Here is an 18,550-nt window from a genome sequence, read left to right as displayed (position 1 = left end):
AAGCACTATGATAAAAACGGTTATTGTTGATGATGAACCATTAGCTAGAGAAGGACTTTCCAACTATGCAAAAGAGGTGGATTTTTTGACAATTATAGACACTTGTGAAAACCCATTAGAACTAGTCGAAATATTGGATAGTCAGACTGTAGATTTGATATTTTTAGACATTCAAATGTCCAAGATGAACGGAATTGACTTTTTAAAAATTACTAAGAATTTACCAATGGTAATTATTACTACAGCCTATCCTAGCTATGCGATAGAAGGATTTCGACTCAATGTGTTAGACTATCTTTTAAAACCAATTACTTTTGATAGGTTTGTGCAAGCAGTTCAAAAAGCAAAAGAGCAATTTATCTTAAAGTCTGATAAAAAAGAGGTTTTAGATTCATATTTCTTCGTGAAATGCGAACATAAATATGAAAAGATCTATTTCGATGAGATTCTTTACATACAAGGTTTACAAAATTATGTAGCTATTCATACTACCAAGGGAAAACACATAACACTACTCAATCTAAAGGATATTGAGGGAAAACTAGATCCCTTACATTTTATGAGGGTTCATAAATCTTATATTATTGCTATTACCAAAATTGAGACAGTAGTAAGTCACGAAATTAAAATTCAAAACACACTTATTCCCTTAAGTAGAAATTATAGAGATCAGGTATTAAAAACAGTTGTAGAAGAAAAATTATGGAAAAAATAGAAGATTAAGATTTCTAATTGAATTCACTATAAAACTCTTCAATTTACAAGAGAAAAGATTTGAATTTAAAACACTTTTTAGTCACTTAAATCCAGCCTTGTTATCAATGAGTCAATTAATTGTTCTTCTCTATATGGATTTGGTAATGTAAATCGATTTCCAAATTTCATTCGATGCATCCTTTCTAAATAAAACGAAAAACTACCCGTACTCAAGTCTCCACTACGATACGCTTTATATAAGTGCTCAAAATTTCTCTCTCGAGATGCTATATTTCCAGAATGATGAATCACGAGGCAAGGTGTTCGACTAGCTTTATCTCCATGTTTAGCAATAGTTGGATGTCCATATTGTTGTAAATACAATTCAATTCTTTGAAAATTCTTGTGATCATGATTCGCCATTGTTTTCAATGCTTCTTTTCTCTCAACACTATCATATCCATATTTCAATTCGATATCCATCAACGTTTTCCTTGATTCCTGATCAACATTATAGATTTTCTCTAGAAATTCTTTTTGCAAATCATTAGTTGATAAAGAATTAACTTCTTTGACAAAATCTTCTTCTAAATCGACTTTTTTTTGATGACAACCAGAAACAAAAACCAATAAGATTAAGAGGGAAATTAGTATTCTTTGCATATCACTATCCTTAAGGTTAAATCATAGACATACTAATATAACTTCAAAAGAAAAGCGATGTGTCACTATTGACAACGTAAGACCATAAAAAAACTCCAAGCCGTAATCGATTTGGAGTTTTGATTTGATTTTAGGAATAGTTATTTCTGCAGTTTATAATCAGGATGTCCCACTTGCCAGAATGCAAAAGCAAACACATTAGCCATTTGTTCAAATTCCTTTGATTTTGTATCATTGATTCCATGTCCCGACTGATAATCAACATGAAAAACAATTGGTTTATCAGAGGTGTTTAAAGCTTGTAATTTTGCTGCAAACTTGCCTGGTTGCCATGCAATTACTCTTGGATCATTCATTCCCGTTGTGATGAGAGTTGCAGGATACTTTGTTTTTTCCTTAAGGTGTAGATATGAATCCATTGCTATCAAAGCCTTACACTCTATTTCATTTTTACTAGTCCCGAACTCTTTTGTGTTATTTGGACCATTAGGTGTAACCTCGTTTCTTAATGGATTCATCATACCCACTTCAGGAATCGCTACTGCAAATAGATCTGGTCTTTCTGTCATTGCTCTTCCAATGAGAATMCCTCCAGCACTACCGCCATGAATAACCGTTTTGTTTTTAGAAGTATATCCCTCTTTGATCATATACTCTGTACAGGAAATTAAATCTTTCCAGGTATTAGGTTTGGTGACCTTTTTACCAGCTTGATACCATTTATCACCCTTTTCTCCTCCTCCTCTAACATGCGCAATACAAAAAATACCTCCTTGTTCTACCCAAGATAATCTAGTAGGAGAAAAAAACGGTCGATAAGACACACCATACGAACCGTATCCTAATAGTAAAGTTGGATGTTGTCCATTTAATTGAATATCTTTTTTATGAATAATGGACAATGGTATTTTTTCTCCATCATGTCCAGCAACAAATACTTCTTTTACAACAAAATCTTCGAACTCTGGATATTCAGCTTCTTCTATTAGATTTTCCTTTTTAAATTGTTTTGTTTTAGCATCATATTTATAACGAGTATTATCATCTTTCCATCCCATTGAAGTAATCCAAAATTCAGGAGAACTGGCTCCTTTGAAATCGATATTTAAACGGCCTGCTACTTTTGGTAATTTGACTTCGGTATCTTCATCATCGTTCTTAAAGTACAACTTTCCTTGAACACCATTTTCAACCGTTGTATAATATAATCCGTCAGAAGTCATTCCWAAGCTTCTTAAAACCTCATCATCTTTTTGCTTTATCAAAACTTCAGCTTTTGTAAGATCTAAGTTATTCATCGAAGTTTTTAACAAACGGAAGTTAGGCGCATTTTGTGCTGACATATAAATAAAATCATCTCCACTAAACATTCCTTCTCCAACTTTATCTTCTTTTTTATAAAGTGGTTTCCAATTAATATTACCTTTTCCTAAATCCTTTATATCACCATAATAGCAATCCTGATATGCAGTAGCACCCCCAATGTAACCAAATATGTATGTATCACCTTTAGATCGAATAGAAGCAATTGGAAAGTCCTCAGGAGATAGTCCTAATTCTGGATTCGTCTCCCTGCTCAGTACTACGTTCAATTTTTTCGGATCATCCCCTAGTTTATACAAAACAGATTTCATGTCTTTTAAAAATTGATCCGAGGTATGATCAATTTCAGGATAGTATAAATACATAAAACCGCTATTATCTGGCATCCAGCTAACTCCTCCTCCATCAGACGGCCAACAATGATCAATAATCTGCGGTAGTGGTTGTCGGGTTTTCATATCAATAATAATCATCTCAGAAATTTCAGCACCACTATGAGTCATCGCAACTACCAAATGAGAGGCATCCCAACTAGGTTTGATATAATTTATAACATATGTATTTCCAAGATTAGGCTTAAAGTCCTTTGGATCATAAAGTAACTCGTCTTCACTATCAAAGTTTTTACGATAGAATAATCGTGCGACATCTTCATTTTTACCTTGTTTCAAAAAGAAATATTCATCTTTTTCAGTAACTTGAATATTAGAAACTTTATGTGATTTTCTGCTATCATACTCCATCATTTTCTTAATCAACGCTTCTTTTCCAGAAATTTTGTTAAGAATATTATCCGCAAATTCTTTTTCAGCATGAAACCATTTTAAAACAGAGGAATCTTGTAAATCTTCAAGATTCCTATATTCGTCATTAATAACAGTGTCAAAATATGTTTCTTTTACTGGCTTTGAAGGAGCCTCAGGATATTGGAAAGCTTTTTCCTCTCCTTTTGAATCTCTAATACAGTTTATGCAAAAAACAAATACCACCAATAGACATAGGTATTTCATAAGTTGGTTTAAAATTAATTGTTATTGTTTCTATTAGTACTCCAATAAAGAGAAATGTTACCATAAAAAAACTCCAAATCGATTTCGATCCGGAGTTTTCCTTATTCATATAATTGAATATTATCCTTTTAGACTAGCTTTTAGGTACTCACGATTCATACGAGCAATATTTTCTAAGGAAATACCTTTTGGACATTCAATTTCGCATGCTCCTGTATTCGTACAATTACCAAACCCTTCTTCATCCATTTGATTCACCATTGCTAATACACGTTCTGTTGCCTCTACTTGTCCTTGAGGTAATAATGCATATTGCGATACTTTTGCAGAAGTAAATAGCATTGCAGAAGCATTTTTACAGGCTGCAACACAAGCACCACAACCAATACAAGTTGCTGCAGCGAAAGCATCATCAGCATTTTCTTTATTGATCGGAATTGCATTTGCATCGATTGTATTTCCGGAAGTATTTACAGAAATATATCCTCCTGCATGTTGAATTCTATCGAAGGCACTTCTATCTACCATTAGATCCTTTACAACTGGGAAAGCTTTAGCTCTAAAAGGCTCGATGAAAATAGTATCACCATCATTAAACTTTCTCATATGCAATTGGCAAGTAGTAATCAAACGATCCGGTCCATGAGGTTCTCCATTGATTTGTAATGAGCATGCACCACAAATACCTTCTCTACAATCATGGTCAAATACTACAGGTTCCTCTCCTTTATTGATCAATTCTTCATTTAACACATCTAGCATTTCTAAAAAAGACATGTCTCCTTCAATTCCTGAAATTGGATATTCTACTATCTTTCCTTTGGATTGAGCGTCTTTTTGACGCCATATTTTTAATATAAGATTCATAGCTTTTTATTTATAAGAACGTGTTTTTAATTCAATATTTTCAAATACGAGATCTTCTTTATGAAGTACTGCATCTTTAGGTTCTCCTTTATACTCCCAAGCAGATACATACTTAAAGTTCTTATCATCTCTTAGGGCTTCACCCTTCTGTTCTCCAGATTGTTCTACAGATTCTTCTCTAAAATGTCCTCCACAAGATTCATTACGATCTAGCGCATCTTTGGCAAACAATTCTCCAAGCTCTAAGAAATCAGCAACTCTTCCCGCTTTTTCTAGTTCTGGGTTCATACTATCAGCTGTTCCAGGAACTTTTACATTTTTCCAGAAGTCAGCTCTTAATGCCGCTATTTCATCAATAGCTTCTTTCAATCCGCTTTCATTACGAGACATTCCACATTTATTCCACATGATTTTACCTAATTTCTTGTGGTAATAATCTACAGAATGTTCTCCTGAACCAGACATTAATTTTTCAATTCGATCCTTCACATCTTTCTCAGCCTGATCAAACTCTGGTGTATCCGTTGGAATCTTACCCGTTCTAATATCATGAGAAAGATAATCTCCAATTGTATAAGGCAATACAAAATAACCATCAGCCAAACCTTGCATCAACGCGGAAGCTCCTAATCTGTTTGCTCCATGATCAGAGAAATTAGCTTCTCCTGCTGCATAACATCCAGGAACTGTAGTTTGTAAATTATAATCTACCCAAAGACCACCCATTGTGTAATGCACAGCAGGATAAATCATCATTGGTGTTTTATATGGATTCTCGTCTACGATTTTTTCATACATCTGGAATAAGTTACCATATTTATTTTCGATAACTTTTTCTCCAAACTCTAAAATCTGTTGAGCAGAAGGATTATGAATTCCCGAAGTCAAAGCTTTTTCTTTTCCATATCGTTGAATTGCTGATGCAAAATCAAGATAAACAGCTTCTCCTGTCTTATTTACTCCAAAACCTGCATCACATCTTTCTTTAGCTGCTCTAGAAGCCACATCACGTGGTACTAAATTACCGAAGGCAGGATATCTGCGCTCTAGATAATAATCTCTTTCCTCTTCTGATAGTTGTGTAGGCTTTAGTTTACCAGCACGTATTGCTTCAGCATCTTCTTTTCTTTTTGGAACCCAAATTCTTCCGTCATTACGAAGAGATTCTGACATCAGTGTTAATTTCGACTGATGATCACCAGAAACAGGAATACACGTTGGGTGAATCTGAGTGTAACAAGGATTTGCAAAGAATGCTCCTCTTCTATGTGCTCTCCAAGCAGCCATTACATTACTACCCATTGCGTTCGTACTCAAGAAAAACACGTTACCATATCCTCCTGTTGCTAATACAACTGCATGTGCAGAATGACGTTCTATCTCGCCTGTTACCAGGTTTCTTGCGATTATACCTCTTGCTTTTCCGTCTACTTTAACAAGATCCAGCATCTCATGACGGTTAAAAGCTTCAATTTTTCCTCGATTTATTTGACGATTCATTGCAGAATAAGCACCAAGCAACAACTGCTGACCTGTTTGCCCTTTTGCATAAAATGTACGAGATACTAATACACCTCCAAAAGATCTGTTATCTAACAAACCTCCATATTCACGAGCAAAAGGAACCCCTTGTGCTACACACTGATCTATAATATTTGCAGAAACTTCTGCTAGTCTATATACGTTTGCTTCTCTCGATCTATAATCACCACCTTTTATAGTATCATAAAAAAGGCGATAGCTAGAATCTCCATCTCCTTGATAATTTTTTGCTGCATTGATACCTCCTTGTGCAGCAATTGAATGCGCACGTCTTGGAGAATCTTGATAACAAAATGTTTTTACATTATATCCAAGTTCTGCCAAAGTAGCGGCAGCGCTTCCTCCAGCTAATCCAGTACCAACGACAATAACATCGATATTACGCTTGTTAGCTGGATTTACTAGGTTGATTGTATTTTTATGTTTTGTCCACTTATCTGCCAGTGGACCTTCTGGTATTTTAGAGTCTAAAATTGACATAATAGTGGTTTTTAATGATTAAAATGAAGTACTAAGGAAATGATGATAAAACCTAAAGGAATTACAACTGCAAATACCTTAGCAAATTTAGTTGCTCCTACAGAAAACTTATTATTAAATCCTACTGATTGAAAAGAGGAAGCAAACCCATGCCACAAGTGCAATGCCAAGAAAAAGAATGAAAGCACATACAATCCTGTTCTCACTGGACTTACAAATTTTTCTGACAACTCATGATAATATCGAGAAGGATCTTCTGGAGCAAACTCTACATATTTATGAACCATTTCAGGAATCCAAAAATCATAGAAATGCAATCCTAAGAACGCCAAAATTACTAATCCAGAAAGGATCATGTTTCTTGACATCCAAGAAGAATTAGCACCACCACTATACTTTGCATACTTAACCGCTCTTGCATTTCTATTTTTAATCTCTAAAATAAATCCCATAATAAAATGGAAAACCACTCCAAAAATTAGAACAGGTTGCAAAGCAAACTGAACTACTGGATTTGTACCCATAAAATGAGACAACTCATTGAAGGTATCCGGACTAAAAATAGAAGTAAAATTGATGGTAAAGTGTTGTAATAAGAAAAATACTAAGAAAAGTCCCGAAAGTGCCATCGCAACCTTTCTAGCTATTGAAGATTTTATCAATCCACTCATTATAAAGAATGTTTAAAATTTTTGATTAGCAAAAATAAGGCTCAAACATCTTTTTAACAACATTTTGATACAGGAATGCAGTATTTATAATGAATATAAAATAGATTCTAAATTTTGTTTAGTGTTCATTACGAAATCGTTTGAAATAAGCTACTAAATTTAAACAAAAAGCAATGAGACTACTATTTGGTAGTTTAGAAAATATAAATTCGTACATATATATTGTCAGGACATACATCAAAACCAACTCGGTAAAAACCAACTCTAATTTGGACAACTATCTATTCTTTGAGATACAAAATTCGAAAAACGTTACTTTTGAAAAAATGATCAAAATTCTAACAAATTAATTCTTTGGTGAAACATATCCTTTTTACATGTATTTTTTCAATACCTATACTTGGTTTTGGAAACTTATTAATGACGGTAAATCAATCTAAAAAATCAGATAGTTTACAAACTAAATCCACCCAAGAAATAGTTACATATTTAAAATCCTCTAGTCCAGAAGAAAGTATCATATTAGAAAATGCCCTTTCTAACCGTATTACCGATCTATCAATTTTGGCAGAGTATTACTATATTATTTCAGATACTTTTTACGAAAAAGGAAAAACAGATCGCAGTGAATATTATTTAAATAAAGCCATTAGCAATGCTAAAACTGCAGGAAATGATTCAATTTTAAGTAAATACTTTATCGGATTAGGTCATACCTATTTAAAGGATTGGAAAAATCAAAAATCATTAGACTATTATAATGAAGCATTGGAGATTGCTGCCAAATATAAAAACACTCAACATCAATATTCAGCTAATTCTGGAATGGCCATAATTCTAAAAAGAATGAAAAAGCTAGATGAGGCATTAGATGTTTGTAAAGGTATATTAAAGCAAATCGAAAAGTCTGAGGATAGAAATACCGCAAATCAAGTGAGATTTCTTACCATTATCAGCGAAGTCTACCTAAACCAAAAAAAATATGATTCAGCAATATATTATGCAGACCAAGGATTGGCCATTAGCGAACCTATAGATCACTCAATAGGATCCATTGATTTGTATACCAAAAAAGGGATTGTTGCTCTAAAAAGACAAGAAAGAGCTAAGGCACTACAATATTTTCGAAAAGCGGAAGAAATCATTGTTACCAAAGACATTTCGCAAAAAAAATCAATATTAAATCTCAATTATTTCTTTGCTCGCACCTTTCATGAGGAAAAAAAATACGATCAAGCCATWTCCTATCTAAACAATAGTATATCTATTCTTGAAGAAAAAGATGTTGCAAATGTTAGAGTTCTTGAAACTTATATTCTTTTAGCAGAGTGTTACGCTGAAATCGGAGAAACAAACGTGGCCACATACTGGTTTCAAAAATCAAATAAATTACGAGATCAATTTCAGGAAGCAAAACATCAAACCATATCTAAGATTAACGATCAAAAGATCAATAAATTAGAAAAACAAATTGAGCAACTCAAAAATCAAGAAATAAAACAAGCCTATCATAAAAAACTGATGTTTTTCATTTTGATAGGAGTTTGTTTGAWTTTACTGTTTTTTGTTTTCAAGTATTTTCAAAAACAAAAAAAGAACAACCTAAGATTTGATCAATTAATAGAAAAGATAAACTCCTTAGAATCTAGAGAAAATAATGATAAAAAAGATTTTGTAATCGATGATAAAAAAGTAAAGGATGTTTTAAATGGTTTAGAGAAATTAGAAAAACAAGAATATTTTCTGCAAACGGATTGCGATCTACGATCCATGGCCAAAAAAGTAAAAACCAACACTACCTACTTATCAAAAATTATCAAAAAACATAAAGCAACCAGTTTTAATGATTACATCAATGAATTACGAATTGACTATGCATTAAAAAGATTGAAAAACGACAAAAAATTCAGATCCTTTTCAGTTAAATCCATTGCTTTAGAGATTGGTTATAAAACCGATAATTCTTTTACCAAACATTTTAAATCCAAAACTGGATTGAATCCTTCTTACTATATTAAAAAAATAGAGCATCAAAGGGAAAATTCCTAAAGATTCAAAATAACCAATATCAATTTTTCTCCTTTTGATATGCACCGTTAAAAGCCGATTAAACCTTACCTTAATTTCTTTAAAATAAGGTACGTGTTTTATGAATTAATGACGAATAAAAGTACCTTGATACGAGATTCAAATTGGAATAAACTAAAAACAATCTATTTTTAAAATTAAGATCATGAAAACAAAACAAGAAAACAAAATTCCGTTCAAAAAGCTTACTATTGCTAAGATTAACTTACATTCTATGACAAAAATAAAGGGTGGTGATTGTGATCCTATAAAACCAGATACTGATTCACATCATACCATGTGTGACTGTGATAATATACTTTAAATGGATAAAGATTTTATTCTTTTATTTATAACTCTTTTTGCATCCGTATTTTTCGAAAAATACGGATGCTTTGTTTTTTTGAGGGTTTATTTCGGTATACCTTGAGTACAGAATCATATTAGCTAATGTTTGATTTTAAAGGGGTAAACCGAAAACCTTTAACAGAGTAGGTGACACATAGTATAACTTAAAAACACCAAATTATGTTATCCAAAATTTTAGAATTAAAAGAAGTTAAAAAATTGAATAAAGCTGCAAAGCAATCCATCAATGGAGGTTATTACTGTAGAACCAATATTCCTTGTCAAACATCACAAGATTGTTGGGATTTTTCAGGTGATTTTTCCGATAGATGTAACCAAGGGTACTGCCACGTATTTTAGACAATATACTTCACATTGTAATATCACAACCCTGAAAATTTCAGGGTTTTTTTATACCTTGACTTTTTTGTTTTATCTATGAAAAATATCAGTACAAAATTACCCAATGTAGCTACTACCATATTTACTGTGATGAGTAAAATGGCAAATGAGTTTCAAGCTATTAATTTGTCTCAAGGTTTTCCGAATTTTGAAACAGATAAAAAACTTACAAATTTGGTGACTACTGCCATGCAAAAAGGGTACAATCAATATGCACCCATGCCAGGATTGCTATCATTAAGAGATGTTATAGCGCAAAAAACCAATTCTTTGTATGGCAGCAATTATCATCCTGAAACCGAAGTAACGGTAACTTCAGGAGCAACACAAGCTATATTTACAATTATTTCTGCGTTTATTAATCCTGAAGATGAAGTTATTATTTTTAAACCTGCCTATGATTCCTATGAGCCTTCTATAGAATTATTTGGTGGTACTGTGATTCCTATTCAGTTGTCTGCTCCTAATTTTACAATAGATTGGAAAGAAGTAGCGGATAAGATCACTTCAAAAACCAAGATGGTCATCATTAATACACCGCATAACCCTTCAGGAACCGTTTTATCCAAAAATGACATGCTCCAATTAGAAGCTTTACTAAAAGGGACTGATATTATTTTATTAAGTGATGAAGTATATGAACATATCATTTTTGATAACAAAGAACATCAGAGCGTAGCCAGATTTCCTCATTTAAGAGAACGTTCATTTATAACAGCTTCATTTGGAAAAACATTTCATACCACTGGTTGGAAAATGGGATACTGCATCGCTCCAAAAGATCTGATGGAAGAATTTAGAAAAGTTCATCAGTTTAATGTTTTTTGTAGCAATCATCCTATACAATATGCATTAGCCGAATATCTTAAAACTCCTAGTAACTATAAAGAACTACCTAATTTCTATCAACATAAAAGAGACCTATTTTTATCCCTTATCAAAGAATCAAGATTTACTTTTACACCAGCTGCAGGTACTTATTTTCAACTATTGAATTATGAATCCATAACCCTTGAAAACGACGTGAAATTTGCAGAACGATTGACAAAGGAGTATAAAATTGCATCTATTCCCGTCTCTGTTTTTAATCTTAATCAACAAGATGATAAGGTATTACGTTTTTGTTTCGCTAAAACTGATGACACTTTAAAACGCGCTGCAGAGATACTATGTAAAATATAAATTACCGGTTTCCTCTTAAAGCGGTATAATTCATCAAGACCACTTCTACGCTTTCATCATTCAATATCTCTCGTGTTGTCAGAAAGTCAATATTTACAAAAGGGACCAAAATCCAAATATATTTTTTCTGATTTGGGAAATACTCTTTTATAATACTATAATCTTTATGGCTAGTTGAAATTCCAWTCGAAGGTTGTTCTTTAAGTACGCTCTTTATCATTTTTATATCTTTCTGTAAAGAAATACTATCTTTTTTTGCCATATAAAAAGGAAGATAATAACTTGTTTTAAAACCTGCTTCCATAAAAATAGGTAAAGCTTTTGGATATCGTGTTTCGATCAAAATACGATCCAGAGGATATTGTTTTTCTCTAAACAATAGGCGCAATTTATCTAATATCAATTGAGCATTGTCTTCTTTTAAATTTTTAATATCAAGCCATAATGATGGATATGGTTGTTTTTCCAAAGAATTAATGTACGTTTCAAACCTTAAATCAATTGATTTTGCTGGTGGATGATTGATATCAAAAAAGTTTTCCTGGCTATTATARATTAGATCCAACTCCACTCCTTTGTAATAGTTAAGTGCAGAATGAAGTTTTTCGATACTATTAGCTCGATGTGCCCATATTTTATGGTAATGACCTAAAAACTCTAGCTTATATGGATTTAGATAATAACACCATAAACCTACTAATAGCACACATCCAATTACAATTCTTGATTTAGACACTTTTCTAATTTTCACAGGTTTAAATTTCTTAATGTTCGTTTCATCTGTTTATATCTAAAAATCAAACTTTAATTGAATAATTTCTACTTCTTGTTTCTCTTTTTCCTTTTTATCTTTATTAGATGTATTCAGATTTGAAAGTGATATACCAAGCAATCGCACGGAGTTTTTCATCTTTTCCTGATATAATAATTCTTTAGCTGTTTCTAACAAAATTGCCGCATCACTAACAAAATACGGTAATGTTTTACTTCGTGTTTGTAACGTAAAATCACTGTATTTAATTTTTAATGTCACCGTTCTTCCTGCTACTTTACTTCTTTTCAAGCGTTTTTGTAATTCTTCGGCTATATTCTCTAACCTTTCTAACATATAAATCTCTGAAGAAATGTTTTCGCTAAAAGTTCTTTCTGCAGCCAGTGATTTCCTTTCTCTGTTAGGTTTTACTTCACTTAAATGAATCCCTCTGACTATCCGATAATAGTGTCCTCCTGATTTCCCAAAATGCTCTGTTAAGAATTCCTCGGACTTTGCTTTTAAATCTTTCCCTGTATAAATCCCCATTTGGTACATCTTAGCTTGGGTAACTTTTCCTACTCCATAAAACTTCTTTACATCCAGGTTTTCCAAAAACTCCAATACCTCTTCCGGATTTACCGTCTTTTGTCCATTTGGTTTATTATAATCGCTTGCTACTTTTGCAATAAATTTATTGATAGATATTCCGGCAGAAGCGGTAATACCTACCTCATCCAAAATACGTTGTCTTATTTCTTGTGCAATTAAAGATGCACTTGGATTTCCCTTTTTATTGGTACTTACATCCAAATATGCTTCGTCTAAAGACAAAGGTTCTACCAAATCTGTATACTCAAAGAATATTTTTCGTATTTGCTTAGAAATCTCATGATATCTATCGAATCTAGGTTTTACAAACAACAGATCAGGACATAATTTTCTCGCTTTAAATCCAGGCATTGCAGAGCGTACACCAAATTTTCTTGCTTCATAGCTGGCTGCACTGACAACACCTCGTTTACTTCCGCCTCCAACTGCTAAAGGTTTCCCTTTTAATGCCGGATTATCCATTTGTTCTACAGAAGCGTAAAAAGCATCCATATCAACATGTATAATCTTTCTATGTTGTACTACAGTTTCCACAAAACAAAAATAATGGATTTGGCTATTCCTTCTTGATAACAAACCCGATAATCACATATACTTTAAAAAAACCAAGCCTTCATGAAAGGAAAATTTTATAGAAAATAAAGAAACTTATACTACAAAAACCCCGAAAACAGTGATTTTTAATATGATAAAAGCTATTAATTTTATTACATCAAATCTACTTATCAAGGCTTATATCATGAAAAACTATCTTTTGCTTTTAATTCTTATCCTATCGGTAACTTTTAAGATCCATGCTCAAAAACCTTCTCCCGATAATACTGGTACAACAGGTACTCTTACTGAATATACAGGCGCTACTACCATAACTCAAGATGGAACTACCCTTGAAAATTATAGTATTAATGGAACTTTAAACATTAGAGCTAACAATGTGACGATTAAAAATTGTTTGATTGCTACTAGTGGAATTTATGGAATACGTGCTAATTATGGACATACTGGATTATTAGTAGAAAACTGTGAGATAAAAGATATGCAAAGTGCCGCCATACTTGGAGATAATTTTACTGCACGAAATTGCAATATATGGAACAGTGGAGGCGATGGGATTAAACCTGGCAATAATTTTCTGATTGAAGGATGTTATTTTCAAAAATTAGGATATAAAGAAGATGCTCACGCTGATGGAATACAAATGGTAGCTGGAGGAAATGGAATCATTCGTGGTAATACTTTTGATATGCCTTATGATGTGCAAGGTTATAGAAATAGTCAATGTATTATCATCCTTACGAATAATGCTTCAATTGATAATATCTTAATCGAAAATAATTGGATAGATGGCGGTGGTTATAGTGTACAAGTACGCGATAAAGGAAATGGTCATGGTATACCAACAAATGTAGACATTAAAAATAATTTGCTTGGTAGAAATCATCAATTTGGAACGCACGTTTTAGATGAAGGTGTTGTATGGAGCTGTAATCGTTGGGAAGACACCAACGAACTTATTGGCTCTTGTAATTCTTTATCCGTAAATGATGAATCTTTACAATCGGTTATCTCTATTTATCCAAATCCAGTTTCTAATGAATTGCATATTGAATTATCCAAGAATGTTAATGGGCAACTTAATATCTCAAGCATAGAAGGAAAGAAAGTAAACTCATTTCAAATTAATAACAAAAAAATGTTCCAGATACCTACTAGTGATTTAGCAAACGGATTATATATTCTTACTTTCAAAAATGGAAGATCTTCTATTTCTCGTAAAATTTTAGTTCAGAACTAGAGATAGCGATCCAAATTAAACGATAACTGCAGTTATATATTTAATACACTCTTGTAACGCTATAAAAGATTTTATAATACAAAAGAATTAAGAACTATTGTTTTGCTTATTTTTAAATATAAATTTGTTTAATGGGCAAAACAGCTATTATACTAGGCGCTACAGGATTAACTGGCAACATCCTACTAAATAAATTATTAGGCGACAAGCGCTATGATACTATCAAATTATTCTCAAGAAAAGCCATTGGTATATCAAACCCCAAAATTGAAGAATATGTGATCAATCTATTACAGCTACAATCAWGTATTAATGAATTTAATGGCGATGAGGTATTTTGTTGTATTGGAACTACAAATGCTAAAACTCCCGACAAAGAATTATATCGTTCTATCGATTATGGTATTCCAGTCACTGCTGCTCATCTTTGTAAACAAAATAATATTGAAACTTTTATAGTGATCTCTGCTTTAGGAGCAGATTCGAATAGTAAAATATTTTATAATTGTACTAAAGGTGAAATGGAAGAAGCCGTTTTGGACTTAAAAATTTCTAAAACCCATATTTTGCAACCTTCACTCATAAGCGGAAAAAGAAATGAAAAAAGAAATGGTGAATACTTTTTCAAATTACTAATGAAATTGATCAATCCATTCTTAATTGGCTCGCTTAAAAAATATAGATCCATACATCCTGAAATTATTGTTTTTTCAATGATATGGCTTGCCAATAATTTTTCTAAGAAAAAAAGAGTCCTTTCTGATGAAATCAAAGAATTATACGTAAATCACACTGAATAATTTGTTCGTATACGGTATCCGTATCTTTCTGAAGCCCTATTATTACTGAATTTCTAATTCCACTTCTACATTTGTCATAAAAGTTATAATTCCTAAAAAACGACAAGTTATGAAGCTATTAAAAAATCTATCGCTACTACTTTTCATCTGTTTGATGATGTCTAATATCAATGCTCAATCAGATATCAAATCTTTCTCATTCAAAAAAGGAGAAATTCTTGATATTCTTCTATTAACTACAAAGCCAAATACAGATTCGCATTTTGATAGATATAAAAAAACGGCTTTTCCGGTTGCTTTTAAAAAAACATACCAACCGCTACCTGGTTTTAGAATTGCCAAAACAACTCAAGGAAACATTCAGCCTTCTAGTTTTATATTAGGTAAGTGGAGCGATCTAAAAAATCGAGAAGCCTTTATAACAGAAATTGAAGAAGTTGTACCAGATTTCCATGAACAACGAAGAGATTTGTGGTCTATTTTTAATTTAACGTATTATGAAATGCAGAAAGACGTTTCCTTTAAAATTAACAAAAGTAAATACACCGTAGCTACCTCTTATTGGAAAAAAGAACCGGCTTCTTTTAAAAAATTTGTAGATCAATGGTATCAAAAAACTACATCAAAAGGCGGAAAGAAAATCCTTGAACTTACCAACGGAAAATCTCCTGTAGGATATTATCACAATCCTGATTTGTTGGTAATTACAGAGTGGAACACTAAAGAAGAGTTCGAAGCTTTCTATACAGAAAATCTTAAAATGAATCATGAAGGCGTATTACATGTAAATCAGTTTGTTTTAAACTAGTATCTTAAAGCCGAAAAAGATCAAGCTTCTATGCAATCATTCCTAAATCAACTTGTATATTTTGGATATTTTCAAAGTCTATTTTTGCTATTTATCTATATTTTTTCTCCCAATAAAAGAAAAACTATTAACAAATACATAGCATTTTTAGTACTTGTCCTTGCAATAGGACTTACAGGTCGTGTACTTTATATTTCGGGATTATTTGGAGATAACTATAGATGGGTGATTTTTTCAGAATTTTCAACTTTATTGTTTGGAGCTACTATTTATCTATTCACTAGATCTAGTTTAGTAAACAAAACCTTTTCTTATAAGGAGTTACTTCATTATGTACCTGCAGTATTTTATAATATTGGAGTTACTATTGCATTTATTCTTCCTTCTGACGAAACATTACGACATAGAGTTGAAATCGGAAATCAATTTAGAATCACACTAATTTTTATCGCCATTGGTTTAGTTTTTAATATTGGTTATTGGACGAAAAGCTTTCTAATTTTCTGGAGGTTCAAAAAAGCCATTCAGAATGAGCTGAGCTATCATGTGAAGTCTCGATTTTTTTTAAACTTTCTAATTGCAATTGGTATTTGCCTTTTTTGTTGGTGTACCATGTTTATCAATTGGATTTTTGACTATGGACTTTTTAATAGAATTAGTTGGCAAGTGATATGGATTAGTATTGCATTGATTATTTTATTCATCACATTTTATGGAATGAAAGAACCTGATTTATTTAAGGTATCTTCTAAACTAATTCCTAAAAAATATTCACAATCTAAATTATCCAATAACCAATTAGATGATTTAAAAACCCGATTAGAACAGCTAATGATTGAGAGAAAACCTTATTTAAATAGAAAACTACTCAAATCTGAATTAGCCGAAATGTTAGGCGTAAGTAATCCGGAAGTAGCGCGTTTACTAAATGAACGCATAGGAATGAATTTTTTCGAATACGTAAACTATTACAGAATCAAAGAATTCATTGCTTTATCAAAAACAGAACAGGCCAAAAACATGACCTTTTTTGGTCTTGCACAAGAAGCGGGCTTTAATTCCAAAACCACTTTTAACAAATCCTTTAAGGATCTTATGGGAACTACTCCAAAAGAGTATTTCTCAAATCATTAATCTTAGTAAAATTTCAAAACATTATGTTCAAAATATTTTTTATCAGTGTATTTACTGTAGCAACTGTTCATGCCCAACTTTCGATACCAGCATTGAGTCCTTCATCAAAATTCACCCAAACTGTTGGGTTAACAGATATAGAAATTCAATATTCAAGACCTAGTAAAAGAAACAGGGTAATTTTTGGAGAAAATGGTATTATTCCTTTTGGAGAATTATGGAGAACCGGAGCAAACAGGGCAACAAAAATTACCTTTAGTGAAGATCTTAAAATTAAAGGAACCCTCATACAAAAAGGATCCTATGCGATTTTAACGAGGCCTAATAATCCTAATTGGGAAATCAATTTCTACACATATGAATCAGGTAATTGGAGTTCATATGTTGACAAAAAACCAATTGTTAGCCTAACAGCAAAACATCAAAAATTAACGGATGTCTTAGAAACATTTTTAATCTATATAGATCAAATCACCTTGGATACTGCTTCTTTAACCTTTGCATGGGATCAAAGTAAAATTGTATTACCATTACAACTAGGCACCCATCCAAAAGCAATGGCTAATATTGAAAAAACACTCGCTGGTCCATCCAGTTTCGATTATTTTCAAGCGGCATTATATTTACATGAAACAGGAAACAATCTAGAAAAAGCTCTTACGTATATTCAGAAAGCTACCAAATCAGAAAACCCGCTTTTCTTTCAGGTACATAGAGAAGCATTAATTCTAGCAGATCTTAATAGAAAAACTGAAGCAATAACTGCCGCAAAAAGATCTTTAGAACTTTCTAAAAAAGCTAATAACAAAGACTTTATTCGTTTAAATGAAAAATTTATTGAAAAATGGTCTAGATAAACAATATCTTTCGGGAAGATTAAATTAATATTTCCATGAAATACCTATTGTTATTCTTACTTATTTGTATTGGTTGTACTAATACAACCAATACAAATAAAGAGAGTAAGGTTGAAGAAAAGCCAGACCCACCTAAAATTGAAAAAAATAATAGTACTAAGAAATCAGATGATTCCTTTGATATGGTTTTTATGGCTAAGGAGGAGAATACAAATGATGATTTTTCTCAAAAGCTAAGAATTAACTGGTTTTCGCTATATGAAATCCAATATAACATCATATATTCCAATCAATTGTGCGAAGGCGAGTGTAGTGGAAACGCTGTTCGTAAAGATTTTAAAATCACCACCAAAACCAATACATATCCAGAGGGAGATTATGAATTTTCTTTTATTGAATTTGAAGATCAAAAAGAAGATTTTAGTATCCTAATCAGGATACAGGCTTCGGATAAAAAAGAAGCAGAAGTGGAATTTGTTTATAAAAACGAACCAGGTGATTGTAGTCCATATGAGGCATTAATGCTAAAGGTTAAATAGAAG

Annotated in this window: 17 protein-coding genes; 10 read left to right on the top strand and 7 right to left on the bottom strand. The window is 32.1% G+C overall.

Annotated features, from left to right (window positions below):
- Nucleotides 1-7: 7 nt before the first annotated feature.
- Entirely contained in the window at nt 8-715 is a 708-nt protein-coding gene (locus tag GBO31_RS06890; RefSeq protein WP_219007598.1) for a LytR/AlgR family response regulator transcription factor, read from the top strand.
- A gap of 77 nt (nt 716-792) precedes the next feature.
- Here the strand turns inward: GBO31_RS06890 and GBO31_RS06885 are convergent, their stop codons facing one another.
- The 5 genes from GBO31_RS06885 to GBO31_RS06865 form a co-directional block, all read right to left on the bottom strand.
- Nucleotides 793-1,359: a hypothetical protein gene (locus GBO31_RS06885; RefSeq protein WP_219007597.1), complete on the bottom strand. Its 567-nt coding sequence runs from the start codon at nt 1,357-1,359 to the stop codon at nt 793-795.
- Nucleotides 1,360-1,499: 140 nt separating this feature from the next.
- Entirely contained in the window at nt 1,500-3,692 is a 2,193-nt protein-coding gene (locus GBO31_RS06880; RefSeq protein WP_219007596.1) for a prolyl oligopeptidase family serine peptidase, read from the bottom strand.
- Nucleotides 3,693-3,812: 120 nt separating this feature from the next.
- Nucleotides 3,813-4,559: a succinate dehydrogenase/fumarate reductase iron-sulfur subunit gene (locus GBO31_RS06875; protein ID WP_219007595.1), complete on the bottom strand. Its 747-nt coding sequence runs from the start codon at nt 4,557-4,559 to the stop codon at nt 3,813-3,815.
- A 6-nt stretch (nt 4,560-4,565) separates the two neighbouring features.
- Nucleotides 4,566-6,581 (bottom strand): fumarate reductase/succinate dehydrogenase flavoprotein subunit, encoded by a 2,016-nt coding sequence (locus GBO31_RS06870; protein WP_219007594.1) that lies wholly within the window; start codon nt 6,579-6,581, stop codon nt 4,566-4,568.
- 11 nt (nt 6,582-6,592) lie between these two features.
- On the bottom strand, nt 6,593-7,252 hold the full coding sequence (locus GBO31_RS06865) for a succinate dehydrogenase cytochrome b subunit (RefSeq protein WP_219007593.1): 660 nt from the start codon (nt 7,250-7,252) through the stop codon (nt 6,593-6,595).
- A 357-nt stretch (nt 7,253-7,609) separates the two neighbouring features.
- Between GBO31_RS06865 and GBO31_RS06860 the strand changes: the two genes are divergently transcribed.
- The 3 genes from GBO31_RS06860 to GBO31_RS06850 all read left to right on the top strand — a co-directional run bounded on the left by GBO31_RS06860 (nt 7,610) and on the right by GBO31_RS06850 (nt 11,251).
- Nucleotides 7,610-9,301: a helix-turn-helix domain-containing protein gene (locus GBO31_RS06860; RefSeq protein ID WP_219007592.1), complete on the top strand. Its 1,692-nt coding sequence runs from the start codon at nt 7,610-7,612 to the stop codon at nt 9,299-9,301.
- Between the two features lie 546 nt (nt 9,302-9,847).
- Complete coding sequence (locus GBO31_RS06855; protein ID WP_219007591.1) at nt 9,848-10,027, top strand: hypothetical protein; 180 nt, start codon at nt 9,848-9,850, stop codon at nt 10,025-10,027.
- Between the two features lie 78 nt (nt 10,028-10,105).
- On the top strand, nt 10,106-11,251 hold the full coding sequence (locus GBO31_RS06850) for a methionine aminotransferase (RefSeq protein WP_219007590.1): 1,146 nt from the start codon (nt 10,106-10,108) through the stop codon (nt 11,249-11,251).
- Nucleotide 11,252: 1 nt separating this feature from the next.
- Here GBO31_RS06850 and GBO31_RS06845 read toward each other — a convergent pair whose 3' ends face one another.
- Together GBO31_RS06845 and dinB are read right to left on the bottom strand one after the other, a co-directional pair.
- Nucleotides 11,253-12,002 carry a hypothetical protein gene (locus tag GBO31_RS06845; protein WP_219007589.1) on the bottom strand — a complete coding sequence of 250 codons (750 nt, stop codon included), beginning with the start codon at nt 12,000-12,002 and terminating at the stop codon, nt 11,253-11,255.
- 39 nt (nt 12,003-12,041) lie between these two features.
- The gene (gene dinB, locus GBO31_RS06840; protein WP_343211291.1) at nt 12,042-13,148 is read right to left on the bottom strand and encodes a DNA polymerase IV; all 1,107 of its coding nucleotides are present in this window, start codon (nt 13,146-13,148) and stop codon (nt 12,042-12,044) included.
- Nucleotides 13,149-13,353: 205 nt separating this feature from the next.
- On the opposite strand from dinB, the gene GBO31_RS06835 reads away from it, so the two are divergent.
- The 6 genes from GBO31_RS06835 to GBO31_RS06810 all read left to right on the top strand — a co-directional run bounded on the left by GBO31_RS06835 (nt 13,354) and on the right by GBO31_RS06810 (nt 18,547).
- Complete coding sequence (locus GBO31_RS06835; protein WP_219007588.1) at nt 13,354-14,409, top strand: T9SS type A sorting domain-containing protein; 1,056 nt, start codon at nt 13,354-13,356, stop codon at nt 14,407-14,409.
- Between the two features lie 131 nt (nt 14,410-14,540).
- Nucleotides 14,541-15,209 (top strand): NAD(P)H-binding protein, encoded by a 669-nt coding sequence (locus tag GBO31_RS06830; RefSeq protein ID WP_219007587.1) that lies wholly within the window; start codon nt 14,541-14,543, stop codon nt 15,207-15,209.
- 109 nt (nt 15,210-15,318) lie between these two features.
- Entirely contained in the window at nt 15,319-16,017 is a 699-nt protein-coding gene (locus tag GBO31_RS06825) for a hypothetical protein (protein WP_219007586.1), read from the top strand.
- 30 nt (nt 16,018-16,047) lie between these two features.
- Nucleotides 16,048-17,151: an AraC family transcriptional regulator gene (locus GBO31_RS06820; RefSeq protein WP_219007585.1), complete on the top strand. Its 1,104-nt coding sequence runs from the start codon at nt 16,048-16,050 to the stop codon at nt 17,149-17,151.
- Nucleotides 17,152-17,174: 23 nt separating this feature from the next.
- On the top strand, nt 17,175-18,008 hold the full coding sequence (locus tag GBO31_RS06815; protein ID WP_219007584.1) for a DUF2911 domain-containing protein: 834 nt from the start codon (nt 17,175-17,177) through the stop codon (nt 18,006-18,008).
- A 35-nt stretch (nt 18,009-18,043) separates the two neighbouring features.
- Nucleotides 18,044-18,547, top strand: a complete 504-nt coding sequence (locus GBO31_RS06810; RefSeq protein ID WP_219007583.1) for a hypothetical protein — start codon at nt 18,044-18,046, stop codon at nt 18,545-18,547.
- Nucleotides 18,548-18,550: the final 3 nt, after the last annotated feature.

The sequence above is a fragment of the Aquimarina litoralis genome, assembly GCF_019295435.1.
GTDB lineage: Bacteria > Bacteroidota > Bacteroidia > Flavobacteriales > Flavobacteriaceae > Aquimarina > Aquimarina litoralis_A.
This window is presented reverse-complemented; position numbering and strand designations above follow the sequence as displayed.